The sequence below is a fragment of the Nocardia spumae genome (assembly GCF_020733635.1).
GTDB classification, from domain to species: Bacteria; Actinomycetota; Actinomycetes; order Mycobacteriales; family Mycobacteriaceae; genus Nocardia; species Nocardia spumae.
In genome coordinates this window covers 465,969-486,791 of the sequence record NZ_JAJFZL010000001.1, presented here as the reverse complement: position 1 = coordinate 486,791, position 20,823 = coordinate 465,969, and the positions used below count along the sequence as shown (strand labels likewise).

Below are 20,823 nucleotides of genomic sequence, written 5' to 3'. Positions count from 1 at the left end.
CGGTGCCGTGTCCCCCGGCAAAGGAATAAATCGTTCGATGTTCATCGCGCCGCGGCCCCGTTGAGACGAAGCCTGCTGCGTATCGCGCCAGCGGCGCAGGCGATTACCCCGAGCCCGCCGGCGAGTGTGAGCGCCCCGACATGTTCCCCGAGGATCAGTGCCGCCCAGCAGATGCTCATCACCGGTTGGACGAGCTGGACCTGGCTGACGCCGGCCATGGGGCCGATCGCCAGACCGCGGTACCAGGCGAAGAAGCCGAGATACATGCTGACGGCCGACAGATAGGCGAAGCAGGCCCAGTCGGCGGCCGTGCCCGACGGCGGCTGACGAACGACAGCCACACCGGCAAACATCAGCATCAGCGGCAGCGAGAGGATCAGAGCCCACGACACGGTCTGCCAGGACCCGATCTCGCGGGCGAGCAAACCGCCTTCCGCGTAGCCCACGGCCGCCGCGAGCACCGCACCGAACAGCAATAGGCCCGCACGATGCACGCCACCGAGGCCGCCGCCGTGTATCAGCGCGAACATGACCGCGGCTGCCGCGCCCGCGAGGGAGCAGATCCAAAAGACTCGCCCCGGTCGCTCGCCGGTGCGGACCACGGCCGCTACCGCGGTGGCCGCGGGAAGAAGCGCTACCACAACGGCGCCGTGACTGGCAGGCGTCACCGTGAGCGCATACGACGTGAGCACCGGAAAGCCGACGACGATGCCGGCGGCCACCACGGCGAGCCTGCCCCACTGCGCGCCCGACGGTGGTGCGGGGCGAGTGGCCGTCAGGACCACGCCCGCCAGCACCGCGGCGACCACCGCGCGCCCTGAGCCGAGGAACAGCGGCGAGAGCCCACCGACGGCGGCCCGGGTGAACGGCATCGTGAAGGAGAAGGCCGTGACACCGACGAACCCCCACACCGGCCCGGTGGATCGGGAGGATAGCGGTGAGCGCATTTTTACGGTAGCGCTACTATGTATTGACATGTTCAACGATAGCAGTACGCGGATTGCCGATGGCCTACGGGCCTGGGTCTCCACTGTCGCTCCCGGCGCCCGGCTGCCCTCCACGCGACAACTGGTGGCCGAGTACGGCGCGGGTCCGGGAACCGTTCAGAAGGCCCTTCGCACCCTGGTCGCCGAGGGCCTCGTCGAAAGCCGTCCGGGGGTCGGTTGTTTCGTTCGGACTCCGCGGCGGGTGCGTCCGCAGGATTTCGGCTGGCAGACCGCAGCTCTGGGGACGCCGCGCCGCAGGTTGTCGAGTCCGGGTGGAACCCTCCGCCTCGCGCCGCCCGACGCACAGGCTTTGCATTCCGGCTATCCCGAGCCGGATCTGTTGCCGCAGCGGCTTATTCGGGCATCGCTGGCGCGCGCGGCCAGAGGGCCGGCGGCAACCTCACTGCCTGCCTCGACGGGGCTCAGCGACCTCCGGAACTGGTTCGCGGCCGAGCTGGCCGGTATGACACCCGCCGGCCTGGCCGCGCCCACGGCCAACGATGTCGTGATCGTTCCGGGCAGCCAGAGCGGACTGACTTCGATATTCCGCGCGTTGGTAGCCCCCGGCCAACCGCTACTGATCGAATCGCCGACGTACTGGGGCGCGATCCGCGCCGCGCACCAGGCCGGCGTCCGGCTGGTTCCGGTGCCGAGCGACGCGCACGGACCCGATCCGGAAGGACTGGACCGCATCGTTCGCGACACCGGCGCCAGGGCCTTCTACGCCCAGCCGAACTACGCGAATCCCACTGGGGCACAATGGTCGTCCGATCGCGCCGAGGCCATCCTGGGGGTCGTCGAATCCCACGGAGCGTTCCTCGTCGAGGATGACTGGGCCCACGATTTCGGGATAGACACCGACCCACAACCGGTGGCGGCCCACGACACCGCGGGACACGTCGTGTATGTCCGGTCGCTCACCAAGAGCATGTCGCCGGCGGTGCGGATCGGCGCCGTCATCGCTCGCGGTCCGGCTCACGCACGGATCGTGGCGGATCAGTCCGCCGAGTCCATGTACGTGAGCGGGCTCCTCCAGCAAGCCGCGCTCGAGGTCCTCACCGATCCCGGCTGGAAGACCCACCTTCGCCGACTCCGTAGCCAATTGCGCCAGCGCCGTGACCTGCTCGTCGACAGCCTGGCCGAGTACGCCCCGCAGCTTCTGTTGGACCATGTCCCTCCGGGCGGCCTTCATCTGTGGGCACGACTTCCCGATAATACGGATACCGACCGCCTCGTCCGTGACTGCGAGGCGCGCGGCGTTTACGTGGCCTCCGGTCATGGCTGGTTCCCCGCCGAGCCGTCGGGCGACTATCTGCGCGTGAACTTCTCCGGCCCCGACCCGAGTGGATATCCGGCAGCCGCGCAGGTCATCGCCGCCGCACTGGCCACCCGGCACTGAGCCGACGCTCGGCGCGTGCCGGTCCGAGTGGTGTACGAACGGGCGACACGGGTATGGCGTCATACGTTGGCCGCCAATTCCAGAGGAGGACCATCATGACGACAGTTACCGAATCGGTCGACGTCCACGTTCCGGTCACGACCGCGTACAACCAGTGGACCCAGTTCGAATCGTTCCCCGAATTCATGCAGGGGGTGAGCCGAGTCGAGCAACTCGACGACACCCACACGCACTGGACGGTCGAAGTGGCCGGAGCGACAAGGGAATTCGACGCGCGCATCACCGAACAGCATCCGGACGAACGCGTTTCGTGGACCTCCGAGATCGGACCTCAGCACTCGGGTGTCGTCACCTTTCACCGGCTCGACGACACCACGACTCGCGTGACCGCTCAAATGGACATCGATCCCGACGGTTTCGTGGAGAACGTCGCCGACAAGCTCGGCGTGCTGGACCGCCGGGTCAAGGGTGATCTGAAGCGGTTCCGAGATTTCATCGAATCGCGAGATCGGGAAACCGGTTCCTGGCGCGGAAATGTGGGTCGGCCGCAGCCTTGACCACCGCGCGCGACCGACTGCCGCCGAATGTGACGACCACCGATCCGCACCCGCGCAGCCTGCGCCGCTCGAAGTCATCTACCTGCTAATTTGCGCGGCCAGGCTCCGGGTCTGCTATCTTCTCTGCAGCGCCCCTGTGGCACCGGCCGGTGTAGTTTAGTGGTAGAACATCAGCTTCCCAAGCTGAGAGTGCGGGTTCGATTCCCGTCACCGGCTCTCTCTCGAAAAGACCCATCGATCAGGGGTTTTCGAACTTCCCACCGGATTCCTGCAGCGTCCTCGACCCTGTTCAGCCGACCGGTGGCCACGAGAGCAGCGGGAGCCCCGGGAGTTGCGGCATCGCGCTACCGGTGGCCGGGAGCGGCGGCACGGCCGGGCCCCGGTCGAAATAGTCGTCGTCGTAGTCGTTGTACCGGTTGTACTCGTTGTACTGGTTGTACTCGTCGTGCCGGTCGCGGTGATCGCTGTCGGGCCACTGTGGACGCGGACGTCCCGGCTTGGGCGTGGATTTGGGGGGGTTCGGCTTATCGTGCCGGCGCGACTCGGGCTTACCCGGTCGGTGCGAATCGGGCCTATCGGACCTGTGCGAATCGGGCTTACCGTGCGCGTTCGAATCGGGCTTGTCCAGTAGACCGGTGGCATCGATGCCATCAGCGTATTCGAGGGCTACCGGGTCGGCCGCCGCGGGCACAGCCACAGCGCCGATCGGCATCAGGACGAGCGCGGATGCCGCGACCGCGCTCGCGAGGGAGCGCCGCACCACGCGGCCGGATATCGCTGAGTTCATTCGTTTCCTACTCGGGTGGATTCATCCAGGGGAGCCGCCGACGACGTCCACAGACTCACCGCTATATATCGTGCCATCATATAGCGGCACATCGAATTGCGATACGTTTTCGCGATTCCCGCCCGCCGGGCCGGCCTCGGAGAACCGCTGCCGATAAAGATCGCGCAGGAGGTTAGTCGAGCCGATTCGTGGCTACCCCTCCCGAAGAGTCCGGTGTCGACGATGTCCGACGACCAGTTCGAGGCCGGCACGCGACACAGACAGTTCGCACCAACCCCAACCGATCACGACGACGGTGGAAGGAAACCGAACAGATGCTGATGCTCACGCCCAACGCCATCGAGGCCGTCCGCACCATCACCTCCGCAGACGGCATGCCGACCGAAGCCGGACTTCGCATCACCTCGACCGACGGGGCCGAAACATTGCAGGTCGCGGTCGCCGCGGGTCCTGCCGAACAGGATCAGGTGCTGAACCCGGAGGGTCCGCGAGTCTTCGTCGACGAGCAGGTCGCCGCCTTCCTCGACGACAAGATCCTCGACACCGGGCTCGACCCGAACGGCCAGGGCACCTTCATCCTCGCCGAGCAGACCCCGGGCGCGTAACCGGCACCCAGGACCCTCGGAATCCGCCGCGGACGTGCTGAGAGCTCAGCACGTCCGCGGCGCCGAGTCCACGAGGTGTACGCCCGAGACCGCCGACACCTTCTCGCAGCTCCTCCAGCGCGGTCAGGCCGGTGCCACCGTGAGGGCGATCCGCCCATGACCGTGTGCGCCCCTTCGATCGCTCCACCACCGGGCGACTCCCACGCCGCGATAACGCGGCACCCGCGACACATCAACCGAATAGTTGCCGCTTGATCCGACTTGTCCGTATGTAGTTTGCGGAAGAATCGGGATTTTTCGTTATTTCGTTGTCGGGCAACACATTCGACACAGGTAAGGTACTGTGCTTCCGGCGCCGCGAGCCGGAGCGTCGTTTGCTCTGATAATTGTTGTCGTACAGCGGAATCGAGATACGCGCGTGAATCACAAGGTCTGGTTGCTGGGTCGATCCGCGACCGTCGGTACTCGGATGCTCGGCGAGAAGATTCTGGGACCGAAAGCGCGCGCCCGCGAGGATGTGCCGATCTCCGGCGATCATCTCACTCCCGAATGGCTCACCGCGGTTCTGTGCGGCGATATTCCCGGCGCCGAGGTGACCGCACTCGAAACATCCAACGGCAGTAGCGGCACGTCGACACGGGTCGCGATCCGGGTCGAGTACAACGATGCCGGGGCCGGGGCCGGGTTGCCGACAGCGTTGTTCGCCAAGACCACCACGACGTTCGCGCAGCGCATCCTGCTGGGTGGCGGAAAGATGATCGACGGGGAGACCCGGTTCTTCCGCGACTTCCGGCCCGCGGTCGATATCGAGGCGCCGATCGGATACTGGGGGGCGTCCGATCCGGCATCGTGGCGGTCGATCGCGCTGATGGAGGATATCGCCGCGACGCGCGGAGCGGTCTTCAGCGAGCCGACGGCGTCGATCACTCGCGAGCAGGCCGAGGACCTGGTCCGCAACCTCGCCCGGCTGCACGGCACGTTCTGGGAATCCGAGTCGATCGAGGCGCTCAACACTCCGGCATACATGCTGGACGTGTACCTCTCGGCGATCGATATGAAGAAGCGGTGCGAGGTGGGGCTCCGGCGCGCGGAGGAGGTCGTCCCGGAGGCGTTGCACGGTCGCAGCGAACGACTGTGGGCAGGTGTCGAGCGGGCGGTCACCATCGCGACGGACGACATTCCCCCGACGCTGCTGCACGGTGATCCCCATATCGGCCAGACCTACCGAACCGACAGTGGCCGAATGGGTTTCGTGGACTGGCAGGTCGTCATGCGGGGCGGCTGGGCACATGATTTCGCCTATACCGTGAATTCCGGATGCGAGCCGGAAGACCGCCGGGTGTGGGACAGGGACCTGCTCGCGGCCTATCTGGACGAGCTGGGGCGGGCCGGCGGTAAACCGCCCGCATTCGAGGATGCCTGGCTGCTCTATCGGCAGCAGTCGATGTTCGCCTACGCCGCTTGGGCTTTCACGATCGGCCGCGCGAGCTATCAACCGAGGATGCAGACGGACGAGACCTGCCTGACATTGTTGCGCCGCATCACCACGGCGATCGACGATCTCGATTCGCTGACCGCCCTGGACGTGTAACACCCACACCGGAGCGACGTGGCGGATCGCGAAATTTTCTCTGCCACAACGCTTTCGGACGAACAGTCATCGCATTGCGTCGGGTCACCCCGGCCAGGGTCGTCCGGGGTGGTCACGACACAGATTCAGCGCGCCATCCGACAACTGGAGTAGTTGATGAGTACGTCGCAGTTCCCGACCCGCCCGCCGATGTGCCCGATTTCCCACAGCTCACCGACCAGCAACGACGGTCCGCGAGTGGCGTTGCACACCCCGGACTTCTCCGATGACCCGCACCGGGTCTACCGCGAAATGCGCAGCCGGTACGGCTCGCTCGCCCCGGTCGAACTGGCTCCGGACGTTCCCGCGACGCTGGTGATCGGGTATCACACCGCGGTCCGAATTCTCAACGACCCCGAGCACTTTCCCGCGGATCCACGCCAGTGGCAGCAGACGGTCCCCAGAGACTGCCCGATCCTTCCGCTGCTGGAATGGCGGCCGATGGCCAGCAGAAGTACCGGCGCCGATTTTCACCGATATCGGCAGGCCATCACGGCGAGCATCGACGCCGTGGATCTCTACGCGCTGCGCGAGGCCGTCGAAAAGTCCGCGCTGCCCCTGATCAACCGCTTCTGCGAGGACGGCCACGCGGAACTGATCACGCAGTACATCTATCCGCTCGTCTTCGAACTCGTGAACTTCATGCTCGGCTGCCCGCCGGAGATCGGCGGTCAGGTCGCGGCCGGTACGGCCGCGCTGCTCGAAGGTGTCGACGCGGAGCAGGGCAACCGCATGCTCGGCGAGGCACTGATGAACCTGGTGACGCTCAAACGAGCGGAGCCCGGCAACGACATCACCTCGGTGCTGCAGCAGCACGGCTCCGCTCTGGACGACATCGAAGTCTCGCACCACATCTCCCAGATCTACGGCGCGGGAATCGAATTCGAACTGAATCTGATCGCCAACACACTGCTGCTCGTCCTGCGCGACAGCCGTTTCGGCGGCAGTGTGCTGGGCGGGAATCTGTCCTCGCGCGACGCGGTGGACGAGGTCTTGTTCGACGATCCCCCGCTGGCGAATCTGCTGATCACCTACCCGCGTCAGCCGATTCTCATCGACGATGTCTGGTTGCCGGCCAATCAGCCGGTGGTGATCAGCATGGCGGCCTGCAACAACGATCCGGCGATCCGCGGCGACGATATGACCGGCAATCGGTCTCACTTGGCGTGGGGCATCGGCCCGCACGCCTGCCCGGCACAGTCGCTGGCCTATCTGATCGCCCAGGACGCGATCGACCAGCTCCTGGACGCGCTGCCCGAGATCCGCCTCGCGGCGGACGACGGTGCGACCAGCCGACGTCCGGGGCCGTTCCATCGAGCACTGACGGCGCTGCCGGTGACCTTCCCGCCCACCCCACCGCTGAATATCGACAACGTGCCCGGGTAGCCGCGACCGGTCCGGGAATCGGCGCCTAGTCCGGCCAGATCGGGGTGCGCTTGTGCAGGAAGGCGTCCATTCCCTCGCGGGCGCCGGGCAGCTGGGAGGCCGCGGCCATGACCTCCACCGCGAGGGTGTAGGCGTCGGCTTCCGGGCGGTCGAGCTGGGCGTAGAGGGTGCGCTTGCCGAGGGCCTTGCCGGCTCGGCTGCCCCGGGTGGCGCGGGTGAGGAGGTCGTCGACCGCCGCGTCGAGGTCGGCGTCGGGGACGGCACGGTTGATCAGGCCCCACTCGGCGGCGGTGGCCGCGTCGACCGGGTCACCGGTCAGGGCCAGTTCCATCAGGCGTTTGCGGCCGATCGCGCGCGCCACGGGGACGGCCGGAGTGTGGCAGAACCACCCGCCCTTACCGCCGGGCAGTGCGAATCCGGCCGATTCCGCGGCCACGGCGAGATCGCAGGAGGCGACGAGTTGGCATCCGGCGGCGGTGGCCAGCCCGTGCACGCGCGCCACCACCACCTGCGGCACCGCTTCGACGGTGGTCATGACCTGCGTGCAGAGCACGAGCAGATCGCGGACGCCGAGCAGATCGCGAGCGGCGACATCGGCGAAATCGTGTCCCGCGGAGAACACCGGACCGTTGGCCGCCAGCACGATACCCGTGGCATCGGTGTCCCCGGCCGCCCGGAAGGCCGTCAGCAATTCGGCGAGATGATCAGCCGAGAGCGCATTGCGCCGATCCGGTCGGTTCATGGTGATGCGCACGGTGTCGCCGTCGCGCGCGAAGAGAATGTGCTGGTACTCCGTTGTGGCCATACTCCACGGTAGATCGCGTGACGGCCACCCGCCCGGATCGGCGCGGAACCGTCCGGTCGCGGCGGCGTCACCGGCCCCTCCGGCCGACGAATCCCGTTGGCCGGAGGGCTCTTTCGCGCAGTGAGCTACTGCGGGGAGGCCACGCATTCGGTGGCGATCTTCTGGGTGGCCGCCCGGGCCTTGTCGGAGTCGTCTTTACTCAGACCGCCCATGGAACCATCGGTGACCTGCGCGGTGTTACCCGGTTTGGTCATCTTGCGCAGCCCTTCCTGGGAGATGCCCTCGTCCACGTAGAGCTTCGCGGCGCAATCGGCGAGCTTCGCGTCCTTGAGGCCGCTGGACTGCAGGGACTTCGACAGGTCGGCCTGGGTGATGGTCGGCTGCGAGTCCTTGTCGGAGCTGCAGGCGCCCAGCAGTGGCAGCGCGATGCAGACGGCGGCGATCAGCGAAATCCTCAACTGTTCCTCAATTCTCAGGCGTATCAGCTATGGCGACACCCCCGGCACGACCGGGCGCGAGGCGCGGTGGTGATACTGCCGCATCACGCGGCGTCGCGACAGTCCGAGTCCGTGAAATCGGAGGCTTCACAACGGCGATTTCCCGGCCCGGCATCTGTTGGCGTTACGCCAATGATTGCTAGGGTGTCCCCGTTCCTCGTCGACGTCCGAGTCTCGGTGCGGGAGTATCGAAATGCTGTTGAATCATCACCGGGCCGGCACCGGTGCACCACTGGTCCTGATCCACGGCGTCGGCAGCCGCTGGCAGGTGTGGGAACCGATCATCGAGACGCTGGCCGCAGGCTTCGATGTCATCGCGGTCGACCTTCCGGGATTCGGGGAGTCCGCACCACTACCGCACACCACGGTCGACACCCTCACCGACGCCCTGCACGCCTTCCTCACCGAACAGGGCATCGAGCGCCCGCACCTGGCGGGTAACTCGATGGGTGGATTGATCGCGCTGAATCTCGGCGCGCGCGGGATCGCGCGCTCGGTCACGGCGTTCTCGCCGATCGGATTCTGGTCCGATGCCGGGCGCATCTGGTGCCAGCAGGCCCTGGGCCGGGCCGCCACCCTCGGCAAGGGGCTGCGTTCGCGGTTGCCCGCGATCCTCGGCACACCGGCCGGGCGCACCGCGTTCCTGAGCATCGTCTTCGGCCGTCCGTGGGCCCTGGACACCCGGACCGCGGTGGATACGGTCGACGGCGTGCTGCGCGCGCCCGGCTTCCGGCCCGCGCTGGCCTCCTTCGATACGGCCAAACTGCGCGACGGCGGACGCTTGGGCCGCGTCCCGGTCACGATCGCCTGGGGCAGCCGCGACATCCTGCTCACCTACCGCACCCAGAGCCGCCGGGCGCGGCACTGGCTGCCCGAAGCCCGTCACGTCACCTTGCCCGGCAGCGGCCACACCCCGTTCTACGACGATCCGGCCGGCTGCGCGAAGATAGTGCTCGAGCAGGCCGCTACCGGCGGGTAACGTCGGTGGGGCGATCCGATCAGCACGGAGTGAGCGATGAGCAACGTATCCCTGACCTTCGACGGTGATCGCGCCTACGTCGAACTCGACCGGCCCGAGAAGCACAACGGGCTCACCCTCGAGATGCTCAACGATCTCGTCCGGGTGGCCCGGGTGATCGGCCGTCGCGGCGATATTCGCGCCGTGATCGTCTCCGGAAACGGTCCCAGTTTCTCCAGCGGCCTGGATATCGCGAAGGCGATCGGCGATCCACTCACCATCGTGCGCAATTTCCTGCCGATTCCGTGGCTGGGCACCAATACCTTCCAGGAGGCCTGCTGGGCTTGGCGGCGGCTGCCGCAGCCGGTGATCGCGGCTGTGCACGGCCATTGTTTCGGCGGCGGCCTGCAATTGGCTCTGGCTGCCGATTTCCGTTTCGCGGCACCGGATTCCGATTTCTCGGTGATGGAAGTCGCGCACGGACTGATTCCCGATATGTCGGGCGCGGTCACGCTGTCGCGCCTGATCGGCGCGGACAAGGCACTACTTTTGACGATGACCGCAGATCCGGTCGACGCGGCATATGCCGAGCGCATCGGCTTGATTACGCAGGTGTGTGGCGATCCGCGCGCCGAGGCGGAGAAATTGGCGGATCGCATCGCCGCCCGTCCGGCTCCGGCGGTGACCGCCGCGAAACGATTGTTCGACCGGACCTGGCAGGCCGGAACCCGCCGCACACTGGGCATCGAGCGGGCCACTCAGATACCACTGCTCGTCCGTCAGGCGCTCGGTCGTCGGTAGATCCGACAAGGAACACTTCGCCGACCCGGGAATTACCCGAAACCAGGTCCGGGAAACCCCATTCCAGGCAATTCGCTGTTAGCATTCTCACACTTTGCCAGCGAAGCCGATGATCGTCGGGGGTCAGCATCGGCGTGAACGGGAAGGGCCACAGATTTGTCCAAGACCGTATCCGTCCTGCTGTCTGCGATAGCGGGTGCCTCGGCCTTGCTTCTGACCGTGACCACACCGGCGGCCGCCAACCCCAACGCCATCAATCCGATCCCGGTTCTCAACGGCACCAACGGCCTGCCGAATCTGGGCGGCCGCTCCCGGGCGATATTCCAGGTGACCGGGCTGGCGAGTCCGAACGCCACCGAGAATTACAACGTGCTCGGTACGGATCTGGGGATCATGTGGGACAACGGCAGAGGTGAGATGCTCACCGCCTTCGGCGATACCGCGGGAGTCGGCTTGCCGAATCTGCTCGCCGGAAGTTTCTGGGCGTGGCGCAGCAATATCCTCGTGCGCAGTCATACCCAGGATCCGTCCGGCGGTATCTACTTCGACAGCGCCGTCCGGGATATCTTCGGCCAGGCCCGAGATCTGATTCCCAGTCCGAAAATCCCTTTCATCGAGATCAGTCGTATCCCGACCGCGGGTATTTCCGTCGGCGGTGTGCAGTACATGAGCCTCATGTCGGTCAAGAGCTGGGACGACGTGGGCCAGTGGACCACCAACTACTCCGGGCTGGCCGCCTCGGCCGACAACGGGGAGACCTGGGCGGACCTCGACTTCACCCGGCGGCCCGACGAGGGCGGAAACGCGAACTTCCAGATGAACGCCTTCGTCAAGAGTGGCGGCTGGGTGTACGAATACGGCACGCCGTCCGGACGCAATCACGATGCCTTTGTCGCGCGGGTCCGTGAGGACGCCATTCAAGACCTCGGCGCATACGACTATTGGGACGGCGGCGGCTGGCGGCACAACGATGTGAACGCCGCGCGACCGATCACCGGCGGGGTCGGCGAGATGTCGGTGATGTGGAACGACTACCTCGGCCAATTCATCATGCTGACCACCGATCCGTGGAATTCGGTGGTGCTGCGCCGGGCACCCTCGCCGGAAGGTCCGTGGAGCCCGCCGGAGGTGCTGATCGATACGCGCGAATTGCCGACCGCCTACGCGCCGTCGATCTTCCCGTATCAAACCGGGCGCGATCTTTATTACCTCACCACGGTGCACAGTCAATACAACGTGATCCTCATGCACACGACACTGTAATTTCACGTTTCCTGTACGACGCCCGGCCGGGTTGCCCCCTCGGCCGGGCGTCTCCGGGTAGTACGGCCCAATACACTCGTCACATGGACGCCGCCGAATGGGACGCGCGCTACGCGCAGAGCGAATTGGTGTGGGGCGCACCGCCGAATGCGACGGTCGTGGAGCATATTTTCGGTCTGGAGCGCAGAATTCGACTGGTGCCCGACGCCCCCGGACAGGCCGTCCCCGAACTACCCCGCGCACTGGATCTGGCCGCCGGTGAGGGCCGGCACGCGCTGTGGCTGGCCACGCACGGCTGGCAGGTGCGCGCGGTCGACTTCTCCCAGGTCGGCATCGACAAGGGCCGCACGGTGGCCTCGCGGCTGTCCCGATCGGTGCGCACTCGGATCACCTGGCAGTGCGCCGATGTCACCGATCTGCCCGGTGCGGAGATCGACGGTCCGTTCGAGTTGATCCTGGCGGTCTACATTCACCTGCCCGCCGCACAGCGGCGGACGATGTTGCTGGCGGCGGCCGAGCGCCTGAGCCCGGGCGGCACCCTGCTCGTACTCGGTCACGACACCACCAATATCACCGACGGCTACGGCGGCCCACAGGATCCCGCGATCCTGTTCACCCCCGACGACGTGATCGCGGATCTCGCCCCGGCGGAAGACGTTCGCATCGATGCCGCGCAGCGGGTGCTGCGCGAAACCGAGGGCCGCGACGCCATCGACGCCCTGGTCGTGGCCACCCGCACGGTTCCCGATCTGGAGACACAGGCGGTGGAAGCCGCCCCCGAGGACTGACGGGGACGGCGCGCCGCCCGCTACGACCCGGCGCTGCCGGAAGGCAGCGGCGCCGGACCGTGCTGCCGGTCCCGCCGATCCCGGCCGAACCGGTCGTCGCCGAAGCGGTCCCGGCCGAAGCGGTCGTAACCGAAAAGGTCGTAGCCGTCATGGCCGTAGCCGGAGCGGTCACGGCCGGAGCGGTCGTAGCCGAACGAGTCGTAACCGTCGCGGCCGAATCCGGAGTGGTCGCGACCGAACCGATCGAAACCATCCGCACCGAATCCGTCCGCCCCGAATCCGTCGGCGCTGCACGGCGGTACGCCGCAGGAGGCGGCCTGTGCGGTACCGACGGTCGCGAATCCGAGTCCGGCGACCGTGGCGAGCGCCACCGCGAAACCGGCTACCGCGCGTCGACGATCGGCCGACAGCGGTCGAAACCCTGAGCTCATGGGCATGTCTCTCCTCTCGAAAACCCGACCGCGGTCCACGTTATCGGCGCCGACGTGAGCGCACATCGGGGTTCTCCCGGAGATATCACCGAGAAAGGTTGCCGCTCAGCCCAGTTCGGCCCACCGCCGCAGCCACGGCTCCACCGTGTCGGCGATGAGGTCGAAACCGCCGCGGAAGGAATGCGGCTGGCCGGGAACGACGGTCACCGCGGCGGCATCGGCGGCGTCCGGGATGCCGAACGGATCGCGCTCACCGTTGATCACCACCACGTCGAGATGTGCGGAGGCCGCGAGTAGTTCGGCTCGCCGCGTCTTCTCCGGCTTACCCGGCGGGTGCAGCGGAAACGACAGCGCCAGTACACCTTTCGCACCGGCCTCGACCGCCGTGCGACAGGCGACACGGGCACCGTTGCTCCGGCCGCCCTGGATCAGTGGGCGACCCGGCGCCCGCTTCCGCAGCGCCGCGACGATCTCCAGCCACGCCGCGTCCTGGACCGTCGCCGATCCGGGCGCCCGCCGTCCGGCCACGCGATACGGCTGCACCACCCGGGCGACCACCCCGCCCAGCGCGACGGCACGGTCGGTCACCGCGAGCAGATCCTTGGCCTCGACGCCGCCTCCGGAGCCGTGGGTCAGCACCATGAGGAAGCGCTCACCCGTACCCGCCGAGATCTCGATCTCGGCAACCCCCGCATTCGTCTCGATGCGCACACCCACACGGTAATCCCTGGTTGCCGCGGTCCCGCCCACGGTCAGCCGGCATCCACGGTGTCGGCCACACATCGGAATCCGATATGACTCATTCCGGTGTCGATCATCTGCGGCCGCCGCGCGGCGGGGCGATAGCGGCGGCAATAGCTGTCGGCGCACAGGAAGGAGCCGCCCTTGATCACCTTGCGCGGTACGCGGAACTGCGGTTGCCGGGGGTCGTAGCTCTGCTCGACGGCCGCGCCGCGCGGATTTCGTGGAACACAGCAGCCGCCGCCCGCATGACCCGTGGAATACCAGTCTCCGGTCCATTCCCAGACATTGCCCGCCATATCGAACAGGCCGTAGGCGTTCGGCGGGAAGGATCCGACGGCGGCGGTCTGTCCGTACCCGCTGTCGGGACGCCACGGGAAATCCCCGTGCCAGTAGTTGGCCAGCCGGGCGGTACTGGATTCGCCCTCGTCACCCCAGGTGAATTCGGCCCCGGCGAGGCCACCGCGCGCGGCGGCCTCCCATTGCGCCTCGGTCGGCAACCGGCGGCCCCGCCATCGGGCGTAGGCGTCGGCGTCCTCGTGCGCGATGTGGACGACGGGATGATCGGCGCGCCCGGCGAGGGCGGAATCCGGACCCTCCGGATTCCGCCAGCAGGCGCCTGGTGTCCACCGCCACCACAGATTCAGGTGGCGCAGATCCACCGGTCCGGACGTGCGCGTGAAGACCATCGAACCGGGCCGCAGATTCTCCGCCGGCGCCCCCGGGAAGTCCGCCGGATCCAGCGGTCGTTCGGCGACGGTGACATATCCGGTCGCGGCGACGAACCGTTCGTATTCGGCATTGGTGACCTGGTGGGTCTCGATGGCGAAGGCGTCGACGGTGACCGCATGTGCGGGCCGTTCCTCCGGATAGTGCCGATCGGAGCCCATCGTGAAGGTCTGCGCCGGAATCCGGCGCAGGTCGGTAGCGAGCGAAATATCCACGGCGCGTGCGTCTCCTGGCTCCGCCTGCGGCGGTCAGCTCGGTTCGGGGGCGAAGATCTCGCGCCAGTCATTCTTCATGCTGACGACCGTCCAGCCATGGCGACGCGCGTGGTCGAGCGCATCCTCGGCGCCGGCGACGTAGTCGAATTCCCGGTCGGCGTCGTCGTGCAGGATCAGCATGCGCAGGGCCCGCGAGCCGGGCGGTTCGGAATACGACAGCATCGGCAGATCGCCATTGGAGTTGCCCACCGACAGAATCGGGCGGCGGCCGACGCGGCTCCAGATCCGAATCGGCTTCTCCGGTCCGTCGTCGAAGAAATCCATCGCGGACTTGTACAGCAGATCGGTGCGGCCGTCGCGTTCCCGATAGGTGATTCCGAGGGCGCTGCCGATCACCCGTTCCGGCGGCACACCGTAGAGCGCGCCGGCGACCGGGCGCATGAAATCCCGGTCCCCGCCGGAGGCGATATAGGTGGTGAACCCGGCCGCCTCCAGATACCGCAGCAGATCCACCATGGGAGTGAATCCGCAGCCGCGGTACGGGCGCGCGAGGCTCGGATGGTCGGCCTCGTCGAAGAAGGCCGCCACCCGCGCGTCGTAATCCTCCACGGTGATCTCGCCGAAGGCGCGGGTCACCGCTCCCATCAACAACTTCAGATCCGTGTCGTCACCGCGATAGTGCTTGACCATCGCGGCGCCGAGCCATTGCAGGTCCTGCTCGTAGGCGGCCTTCCAGGGCTGTTGTCCGCGCAATTCCGGTTCCCGCCCGGCCAATTCGCCCATCCGCCGGATCGTGAAATCCAGCTGAATGGGCATCGGTTTCTCACACCACAGGGTGCCGTCGTTGTCGAAGACCGCGACCCGCGCCGCCGGTTCCACATAGTCGGGTCCGGCGCGATCGGTGATCCGGGCGACGAAATCGACTATCGCCGACTTGGTTTCACCCTCGTGCCAGGTGTCCAGCCCGCCCGTCACGGTCAGTCCCGGGCGAGGAAGTCGTGCAGTTTGGCGACCGCGTGGTCGATGGTGAAGCTGGCCGGTTCCTGCCGCGGCGGAAAATCCTTGAAGGTTTCCAGGAAGGCGGTCGCGATCGCGACACCGTACTCGGCGATGTAATCGTGATCGAGGAACCAGTCCCAGTAGGTATTCGACGTGATGTCGGCTCGCTCGAACGGATCGGTACGCAGATTGAAGAGCTTCGGCACTCGCAGGGCGGTGAACGGCTCCGCCCAGATCCCGAGCGTGCCCGTCTTGCGCTGCTCCATGAAGACGATTTTCCAGTTCTCGAAACGGATCCCGAGCACATCGCAGTCGTCGGAGAAATACACCATGCCGCGCCGGGGGCTGTGTTCCGCCTCCCCGGTCAGATAGGGCAGCAGGTTATAGCCGTCGATATGGACGCGGAAGGTTTTGTCCCCGACCGTATGTCCCTTCTTCAGCTTGTCCACGATGTCGGGCTCGCCCGCGGCAGCGAGGAAGGTCGGCAGCCAATCATGGTGCTGCACGATGTCGTTGGATACGGTGCCGGCCGGGATCCGCCCCGGCCAGCGGATCATCTGGGGCACCCGGAAGGCGCCCTCCCAGTTGGTGTCCTTCTCACTGCGGAACGGTGTGGTCGCCCCATCGGGCCAGGTGTTGGCGTGCGGGCCGTTGTCGGTGCTGTAGATGACGATGGTGTTGTCGGCCAGGCCGAGCTCGTCGAGCGCGTCGAGCACCCGGCCCACATTGCGATCGTGATCGATCATCGTGTCGTGGTACGAGGACTGCCAAATACCCGCCTGCCCAACACTTTCCGGCTTCGTATGGGTACGGAGGTGCATATGGGTGAAGTTCAGCCAGACGAAGAACGGCGTACCGGCCTTCTGCTGGCGGGTCAGGTAGTCGACGCAGGCCTCGGCGACTTCTTCGTCGATGGTCTCCATCCGCTTCTTGCTGAGCGGCCCGGTGTCCTCGACGCGCTGCTTGCCGACGCGCCCGAACTTCGGATCCTCGGTGGGGTCGTCCTCATCGGTCGCCCACGAATGGATGACCCCGCGGGGATGCAGGAGGTCGTACAGGCGCGGATAGGTGTCCTTGTGTGGATAGTCCGGCAGCTCGGGTTCCTCCTCCGCGTTCAGGTGGTAGAGGTTGCCGAAGAATTCGTCGAATCCGCGCGCTGTCGGCAGGAACTTGTTGAGGTCGCCGAGATGGTTCTTGCCGAACTGACCGGTCGCGTAGCCCAGCGGTTTCAGCAGTTCCGCGATGGTCGGGTCCTCCGGAGCCAACCCGATGCCGGCGCCCGGCATGCCGACCTTGCTCATCCCGGTCCGGTACACGCTCTGACCGGTGATGAACGATGCCCGGCCCGCCGTGCAGCTCTGCTCACCGTAGGAATCGGTGAACCGCATGCCCTCGTCGGCGAGCCGGTCGATATTCGGGGTGCGATACCCCATCAGACCGTCGCTGTAGCAGCTGAGATTGGTGATCCCGATGTCGTCGCCCCAGATCACCAGGATGTTCGGCTTCGAATCCGGCACAGCGGCCTCCTCAGGCGCAGATGAACTACCCTGCCGAAACCCTGCCTCGCCACACCCCGCCGCACATCACCCACCAGGGGTGACTCGCGATGCGAACATCCCACCGGCCGAAATCCTGTATACCGCGTCACATCGCCCGGTCAGCGCTTTCCAAGCGCATTACCCATCGGTAATATACGCTGTAAGTTACCCGCGAGTAGACGGCGGAGATTCCGGCTCGACTACCCGGTGTGGAGACACATGGGCGGGAACGGCACACACCGACCGCACCGACTCAACGGAGAGTGAGTACAGAGATGGGCCACTACAAGAGCAACGTTCGCGACCTCGAGTTCAACCTGTTCGAGGTGCTCGGCATCGGTTCGGTGCTGGATTCCGGCGCCTACGGTGACCTGGACACCGACACGGTCAAGAACATCATCGACGAGGTGCGCCGCCTGGCCGAGGGACCGGTCGCCGAGTCCTTCGCCGACGCCGACCGCAACCCGCCGGTGTTCGACCCCAGCACCCACAGTGTCTCGATCCCGGAGTCGTTCAAGAAGTCCTTCAAGGCGTACGAAGAGGCCGGTTGGAACAAGGTCGGCCTGAACGAGGAGCTGGGCGGTCTGCCCGCGCCGCGTTCGGTGGTCTGGGCCCTCAACGAGATGATCCTGGGCTCGAACCCGGCCGTCGCGATGTACGCCGCCGGTGGCCCGTTCGGCCAGATCTTCTGGAACAACGCCACCGACGAGCAGAAGAAGTGGGCCGAGACCGCCGTCGAGCGCAACTGGGGCGCCACCATGGTGCTGACCGAGCCGGATGCCGGTTCCGATGTCGGCGCCGGTCGCACCAAGGCCGTACAGCAGGAAGACGGCACCTGGCACATCGAGGGTGTGAAGCGCTTCATCACCTCCGGTGACTCCGACGACATGTTCGAGAACATCTTCCACCTGGTGCTGGCCCGCCCCGAGGGCGCCGGACCGGGCACCAAGGGTCTGTCGCTGTTCTTCGTGCCGAAGTTCCACTTCGACTTCGAGACCAACACTCTGGGCGAGCGCAACGGCGTCTTCGTCACCAATGTCGAGCACAAGATGGGCCTGAAGGTTTCGGCCACCTGTGAGGTCACCTTCGGCGGCCACGGCGTGCCCGCCAAGGGCTGGCTGGTCGGCGAGGTCCACAACGGCATCGCGCAGATGTTCGACGTGATCGAGAACGCCCGGATGATGGTGGGCACCAAGGCCATCGCGACCCTGTCGACCGGTTACCTGAACGCCCTGGACTACGCCAAGCAGCGTGTACAGGGTGCGGACCTGACCCAGATGACCGACAAGGCCGCGCCGCGCGTCACCATCACCCACCACCCGGACGTGCGCCGTTCGCTGATGACGCAGAAGGCCTACGCCGAGGGCCTGCGCGCCATCTACCTGTACACCGCCGCGCACCAGAACGAGGACATCGCGCAGCTCGTCTCCGGCGCCGACAAGGACCTGGCGTTCCGCGTCAACGATCTGCTGCTGCCGATCGTCAAGGGCGTCGGTTCCGAGCGGGCCTACCAGTACCTGACCGACTCGCTGCAGACCTTCGGTGGTTCCGGCTTCCTGCAGGACTACCCGATCGAGCAGTACATCCGCGACGCGAAGATCGACTCGCTGTACGAGGGCACCACCGCCATCCAGGCGCAGGACTTCTTCTTCCGCAAGATCGCCCGCGACCGCGGTGTGGCGCTGGCCCACGTGGCCGGGCAGGTGCAGAAGTTCATCGAGTCCGAGGCCGGTAACGGTCGCCTGAAGGCCGAGCGCAAGCTGCTGGCCACCGCGCTCGAGGATGTGCAGGCCATGGCGGCCACCCTGACCGGCCACCTGATGGGCGCCCAGGAGGACACCAAGGAGCTGTACAAGGTCGGCCTGGGTTCGGTGCGATTCCTGATGGCCGTCGGTGACCTGCTGGTCGGCTGGCAGCTGCTGCGCCAGGCCGAGGTCGCGATCAAGGCCCTCGACAACGGCGCCACCGGCAGCGACGAGGCCTTCTACACCGGCAAGATCGGTGTCGCGCAGTTCTTCGCCCGCAATGTGCTGCCCGAGCTGACCTCGGTTCGCACCGTGCTGTCCAACCTGGACAACGACATCATGGAGCTCGACGAAGCGGCCTTCTGATCGCCGTCGGCAACAGATGGACAACGAGGGCCCTGCCTCCCGCGACGGGAGGCGGGGCCCTCGCCCATTACCCGCGCAACGCGGGCGGCACCGAGCATCCGAAAGCGTCGCGGGTAATAATGGCCGGGCTGGAGTAACCCCCGGGGGTCGGGTGTGCCACGCAGGAACTCGACGATCGAGACGACGATGTGACGTGTGTTTCGTCGGCATATCGCCCATCGGACGCCCGTGGGTGGGCAGAATGCCCACGGGGCGACTCAGGAAGGATTCGGAGAATGAGACGACTGTCCGCACTGGCAGGAGCTTGCGCGGCGGTCGCGCTGCTGGGCCTGACCGCATCCCCGGCCGGAGCCGACCCCAACAACATCAACCCGATCCCCGGCCTCAACGGCATCAACGGACTGCCGCAGCTGCCCGGCCCCACCCAGGCGGTATTCCAGGCCACCGGCATGGCCTCACCCAACCGGACCCAGAACAACAATGTCCTCGGCACCGACCTGGGCATCATGTGGGACGACGGCCGCGGGCAGATGATCACCGCCTACGGCGATACGGCCGGCCTCGGGGTACCGAACATCCTCGCCGGAAGCGTCTGGGCGTGGCGGTCGAATGTGCTGTTCCGCAGCCCCGCGAACGTCGACCCGGTGACCGGCGTCAACTACACGAGTTTCGTCGACAATCCGCTGCCCAGCCCGAAGATCCCGGGTATCGAGATCAGCTTCATCCCCACCGCGGGCATCTCGGTCAACGGTGTGCAGTACATGTCGATGATGTCGGTGCGGGAGTGGGGGCCGGACGGACACTGGGACACCAACTTCTCGACCATGGCCGTATCCGGTGACGACGGCCAGACCTGGGCGCAGCTGCCCACCACGCGCCGCGGCAACGAGAACGGTTTCCAGAGCTTCCAGCAGAACGCCTTCCTGAAGGCCGGCGGCTACGTCTACAAGTACGGCACCCCCGCGGGCCGTAACCAGCCCGGATTCATCTCCCGGGTCAAGGAAGCGGATATCGCCAATATCGACGCCTACGAGTACTGGGACGGCGGCGCCTGGAAGCCCAAGGACCCCAACGCCGCCAAGCCGATCGTCGGCAACGTGGGCGAGCTGTCGGTGCAGTGGAACGACCATCTGGGCCAGTACGTCATGCTGACCACCGATCCGTTCGACTCCGTGGTCATGCGGACCTCGCCCAGCCCGGAGGGACCATGGAGCCCGCCGCGCACCCTGATCGACGTGCGCAGCCTGCCGACCATGTACGCGCCGATGATCTACCCGTACCAGACCGGCAGTGACCTGTACTTCCTGCTCACCATGCACAACCAGTACAACGTCGTGCTCATGCGCACGCCGCTGTAGGGATCGGCGGACGGAGACGAGAAAGGCTCCGTGCGGTTGCCGGGTCGGGGGTCTGGCAACTGCACGGAGCCGTTCTGATTATCGGCACCGGGCTCGGGGCGTTACACCGATTCCTCCGAGACCTGAGAAATTCTCGATCGAGCCACCAGGGACAATCGAAAGCGGTGACGGTGCGAGCCGGATCCGCACCACTGTGCACGCGAACGAATCCCAAGAGCTCGGACCTGCCGAAGCTCGGA

The 20,823-nt window shown here is 66.5% G+C and carries 20 protein-coding genes and 1 tRNA gene; 12 read left to right on the top strand and 9 right to left on the bottom strand.

What is annotated here, in order from left to right; translation table 11 throughout:
• Nucleotides 1-41: 41 nt before the first annotated feature.
• Nucleotides 42-977, bottom strand: coding sequence for a DMT family transporter (locus LKD76_RS02180; RefSeq protein WP_372465966.1), 936 nt, complete (start codon nucleotides 975-977; stop codon nucleotides 42-44).
• Between LKD76_RS02180 and LKD76_RS02175 the strand changes: the two genes are divergently transcribed.
• The 3 genes from LKD76_RS02175 to LKD76_RS02165 all read left to right on the top strand — a co-directional run bounded on the left by LKD76_RS02175 (nucleotide 976) and on the right by LKD76_RS02165 (nucleotide 3,158).
• Entirely contained in the window at nucleotides 976-2,385 is a 1,410-nt protein-coding gene (locus tag LKD76_RS02175) for an aminotransferase-like domain-containing protein (RefSeq protein WP_227985062.1), read from the top strand. The genes LKD76_RS02180 and LKD76_RS02175 overlap by 2 nt on opposite strands.
• Before the next feature lie 95 nt (nucleotides 2,386-2,480).
• A complete protein-coding gene (locus LKD76_RS02170) occupies nucleotides 2,481-2,942 on the top strand; it encodes an SRPBCC family protein (RefSeq protein ID WP_227979241.1) in 462 nt (153 codons plus the stop codon).
• 145 nt (nucleotides 2,943-3,087) lie between these two features.
• Nucleotides 3,088-3,158: transfer RNA gene (locus LKD76_RS02165), tRNA-Gly, on the top strand.
• 73 nt (nucleotides 3,159-3,231) lie between these two features.
• Here LKD76_RS02165 and LKD76_RS02160 read toward each other — a convergent pair.
• Nucleotides 3,232-3,729, bottom strand: coding sequence for a hypothetical protein (locus LKD76_RS02160; protein ID WP_227979240.1), 498 nt, complete (start codon nucleotides 3,727-3,729; stop codon nucleotides 3,232-3,234).
• Nucleotides 3,730-4,043: 314 nt separating this feature from the next.
• On the opposite strand from LKD76_RS02160, the gene LKD76_RS02155 reads away from it, so the two are divergent.
• The 3 genes from LKD76_RS02155 (at nucleotide 4,044) to LKD76_RS02145 (ending at nucleotide 7,350) form a co-directional block, all read left to right on the top strand.
• Nucleotides 4,044-4,334: an iron-sulfur cluster assembly accessory protein gene (locus LKD76_RS02155; protein ID WP_227979239.1), complete on the top strand. Its 291-nt coding sequence runs from the start codon at nucleotides 4,044-4,046 to the stop codon at nucleotides 4,332-4,334.
• 418 nt (nucleotides 4,335-4,752) lie between these two features.
• Nucleotides 4,753-5,925 (top strand): aminoglycoside phosphotransferase family protein, encoded by a 1,173-nt coding sequence (locus LKD76_RS02150; protein WP_227979238.1) that lies wholly within the window; start codon nucleotides 4,753-4,755, stop codon nucleotides 5,923-5,925.
• A gap of 156 nt (nucleotides 5,926-6,081) precedes the next feature.
• Nucleotides 6,082-7,350, top strand: a complete 1,269-nt coding sequence (locus LKD76_RS02145) for a cytochrome P450 family protein (protein WP_227979237.1) — start codon at nucleotides 6,082-6,084, stop codon at nucleotides 7,348-7,350.
• Between the two features lie 25 nt (nucleotides 7,351-7,375).
• On the opposite strand, the gene LKD76_RS02140 is transcribed toward LKD76_RS02145, so the two are convergent.
• The gene (locus tag LKD76_RS02140) at nucleotides 7,376-8,155 is read right to left on the bottom strand and encodes an enoyl-CoA hydratase-related protein (RefSeq protein WP_227979236.1); all 780 of its coding nucleotides are present in this window, start codon (nucleotides 8,153-8,155) and stop codon (nucleotides 7,376-7,378) included.
• A gap of 125 nt (nucleotides 8,156-8,280) precedes the next feature.
• Nucleotides 8,281-8,613, bottom strand: coding sequence for a hypothetical protein (locus LKD76_RS02135; RefSeq protein WP_227979235.1), 333 nt, complete (start codon nucleotides 8,611-8,613; stop codon nucleotides 8,281-8,283).
• 232 nt (nucleotides 8,614-8,845) lie between these two features.
• Between LKD76_RS02135 and LKD76_RS02130 the strand changes: the two genes are divergently transcribed.
• The 4 genes from LKD76_RS02130 (at nucleotide 8,846) to LKD76_RS02115 (ending at nucleotide 12,462) form a co-directional block, all read left to right on the top strand.
• Nucleotides 8,846-9,631 carry an alpha/beta fold hydrolase gene (locus LKD76_RS02130; RefSeq protein ID WP_227979234.1) on the top strand — a complete coding sequence of 262 codons (786 nt, stop codon included), beginning with the start codon at nucleotides 8,846-8,848 and terminating at the stop codon, nucleotides 9,629-9,631.
• A gap of 36 nt (nucleotides 9,632-9,667) precedes the next feature.
• Nucleotides 9,668-10,411, top strand: coding sequence for a crotonase/enoyl-CoA hydratase family protein (locus tag LKD76_RS02125; protein ID WP_227979233.1), 744 nt, complete (start codon nucleotides 9,668-9,670; stop codon nucleotides 10,409-10,411).
• Between the two features lie 156 nt (nucleotides 10,412-10,567).
• On the top strand, nucleotides 10,568-11,674 hold the full coding sequence (locus LKD76_RS02120; RefSeq protein WP_227979232.1) for a glycoside hydrolase family 183 protein: 1,107 nt from the start codon (nucleotides 10,568-10,570) through the stop codon (nucleotides 11,672-11,674).
• 83 nt (nucleotides 11,675-11,757) lie between these two features.
• Nucleotides 11,758-12,462, top strand: coding sequence for a class I SAM-dependent methyltransferase (locus tag LKD76_RS02115; RefSeq protein WP_227979231.1), 705 nt, complete (start codon nucleotides 11,758-11,760; stop codon nucleotides 12,460-12,462).
• Between the two features lie 20 nt (nucleotides 12,463-12,482).
• Here the strand turns inward: LKD76_RS02115 and LKD76_RS02110 are convergent, their stop codons facing one another.
• The 5 genes from LKD76_RS02110 to LKD76_RS02090 all read right to left on the bottom strand — a co-directional run bounded on the left by LKD76_RS02110 (nucleotide 12,483) and on the right by LKD76_RS02090 (nucleotide 17,094).
• Nucleotides 12,483-12,893, bottom strand: a complete 411-nt coding sequence (locus LKD76_RS02110; RefSeq protein WP_227979230.1) for a hypothetical protein — start codon at nucleotides 12,891-12,893, stop codon at nucleotides 12,483-12,485.
• A 105-nt stretch (nucleotides 12,894-12,998) separates the two neighbouring features.
• Complete coding sequence (locus LKD76_RS02105) at nucleotides 12,999-13,604, bottom strand: alpha/beta hydrolase family protein (RefSeq protein WP_227979229.1); 606 nt, start codon at nucleotides 13,602-13,604, stop codon at nucleotides 12,999-13,001.
• 41 nt (nucleotides 13,605-13,645) lie between these two features.
• Nucleotides 13,646-14,524, bottom strand: coding sequence for a formylglycine-generating enzyme family protein (locus LKD76_RS02100; protein ID WP_372465965.1), 879 nt, complete (start codon nucleotides 14,522-14,524; stop codon nucleotides 13,646-13,648).
• 87 nt (nucleotides 14,525-14,611) lie between these two features.
• Entirely contained in the window at nucleotides 14,612-15,553 is a 942-nt protein-coding gene (locus tag LKD76_RS02095; protein WP_227979227.1) for an HAD family hydrolase, read from the bottom strand.
• 2 nt (nucleotides 15,554-15,555) lie between these two features.
• Nucleotides 15,556-17,094 (bottom strand): arylsulfatase, encoded by a 1,539-nt coding sequence (locus LKD76_RS02090; RefSeq protein ID WP_227979226.1) that lies wholly within the window; start codon nucleotides 17,092-17,094, stop codon nucleotides 15,556-15,558.
• A 296-nt stretch (nucleotides 17,095-17,390) separates the two neighbouring features.
• Between LKD76_RS02090 and LKD76_RS02085 the strand changes: the two genes are divergently transcribed.
• Both LKD76_RS02085 and LKD76_RS02080 read left to right on the top strand, forming a co-directional pair.
• Nucleotides 17,391-19,226: an acyl-CoA dehydrogenase gene (locus LKD76_RS02085; protein WP_227985061.1), complete on the top strand. Its 1,836-nt coding sequence runs from the start codon at nucleotides 17,391-17,393 to the stop codon at nucleotides 19,224-19,226.
• Nucleotides 19,227-19,501: 275 nt separating this feature from the next.
• A complete protein-coding gene (locus LKD76_RS02080) occupies nucleotides 19,502-20,584 on the top strand; it encodes a glycoside hydrolase family 183 protein (protein WP_227979225.1) in 1,083 nt (360 codons plus the stop codon).
• Nucleotides 20,585-20,823: the final 239 nt, after the last annotated feature.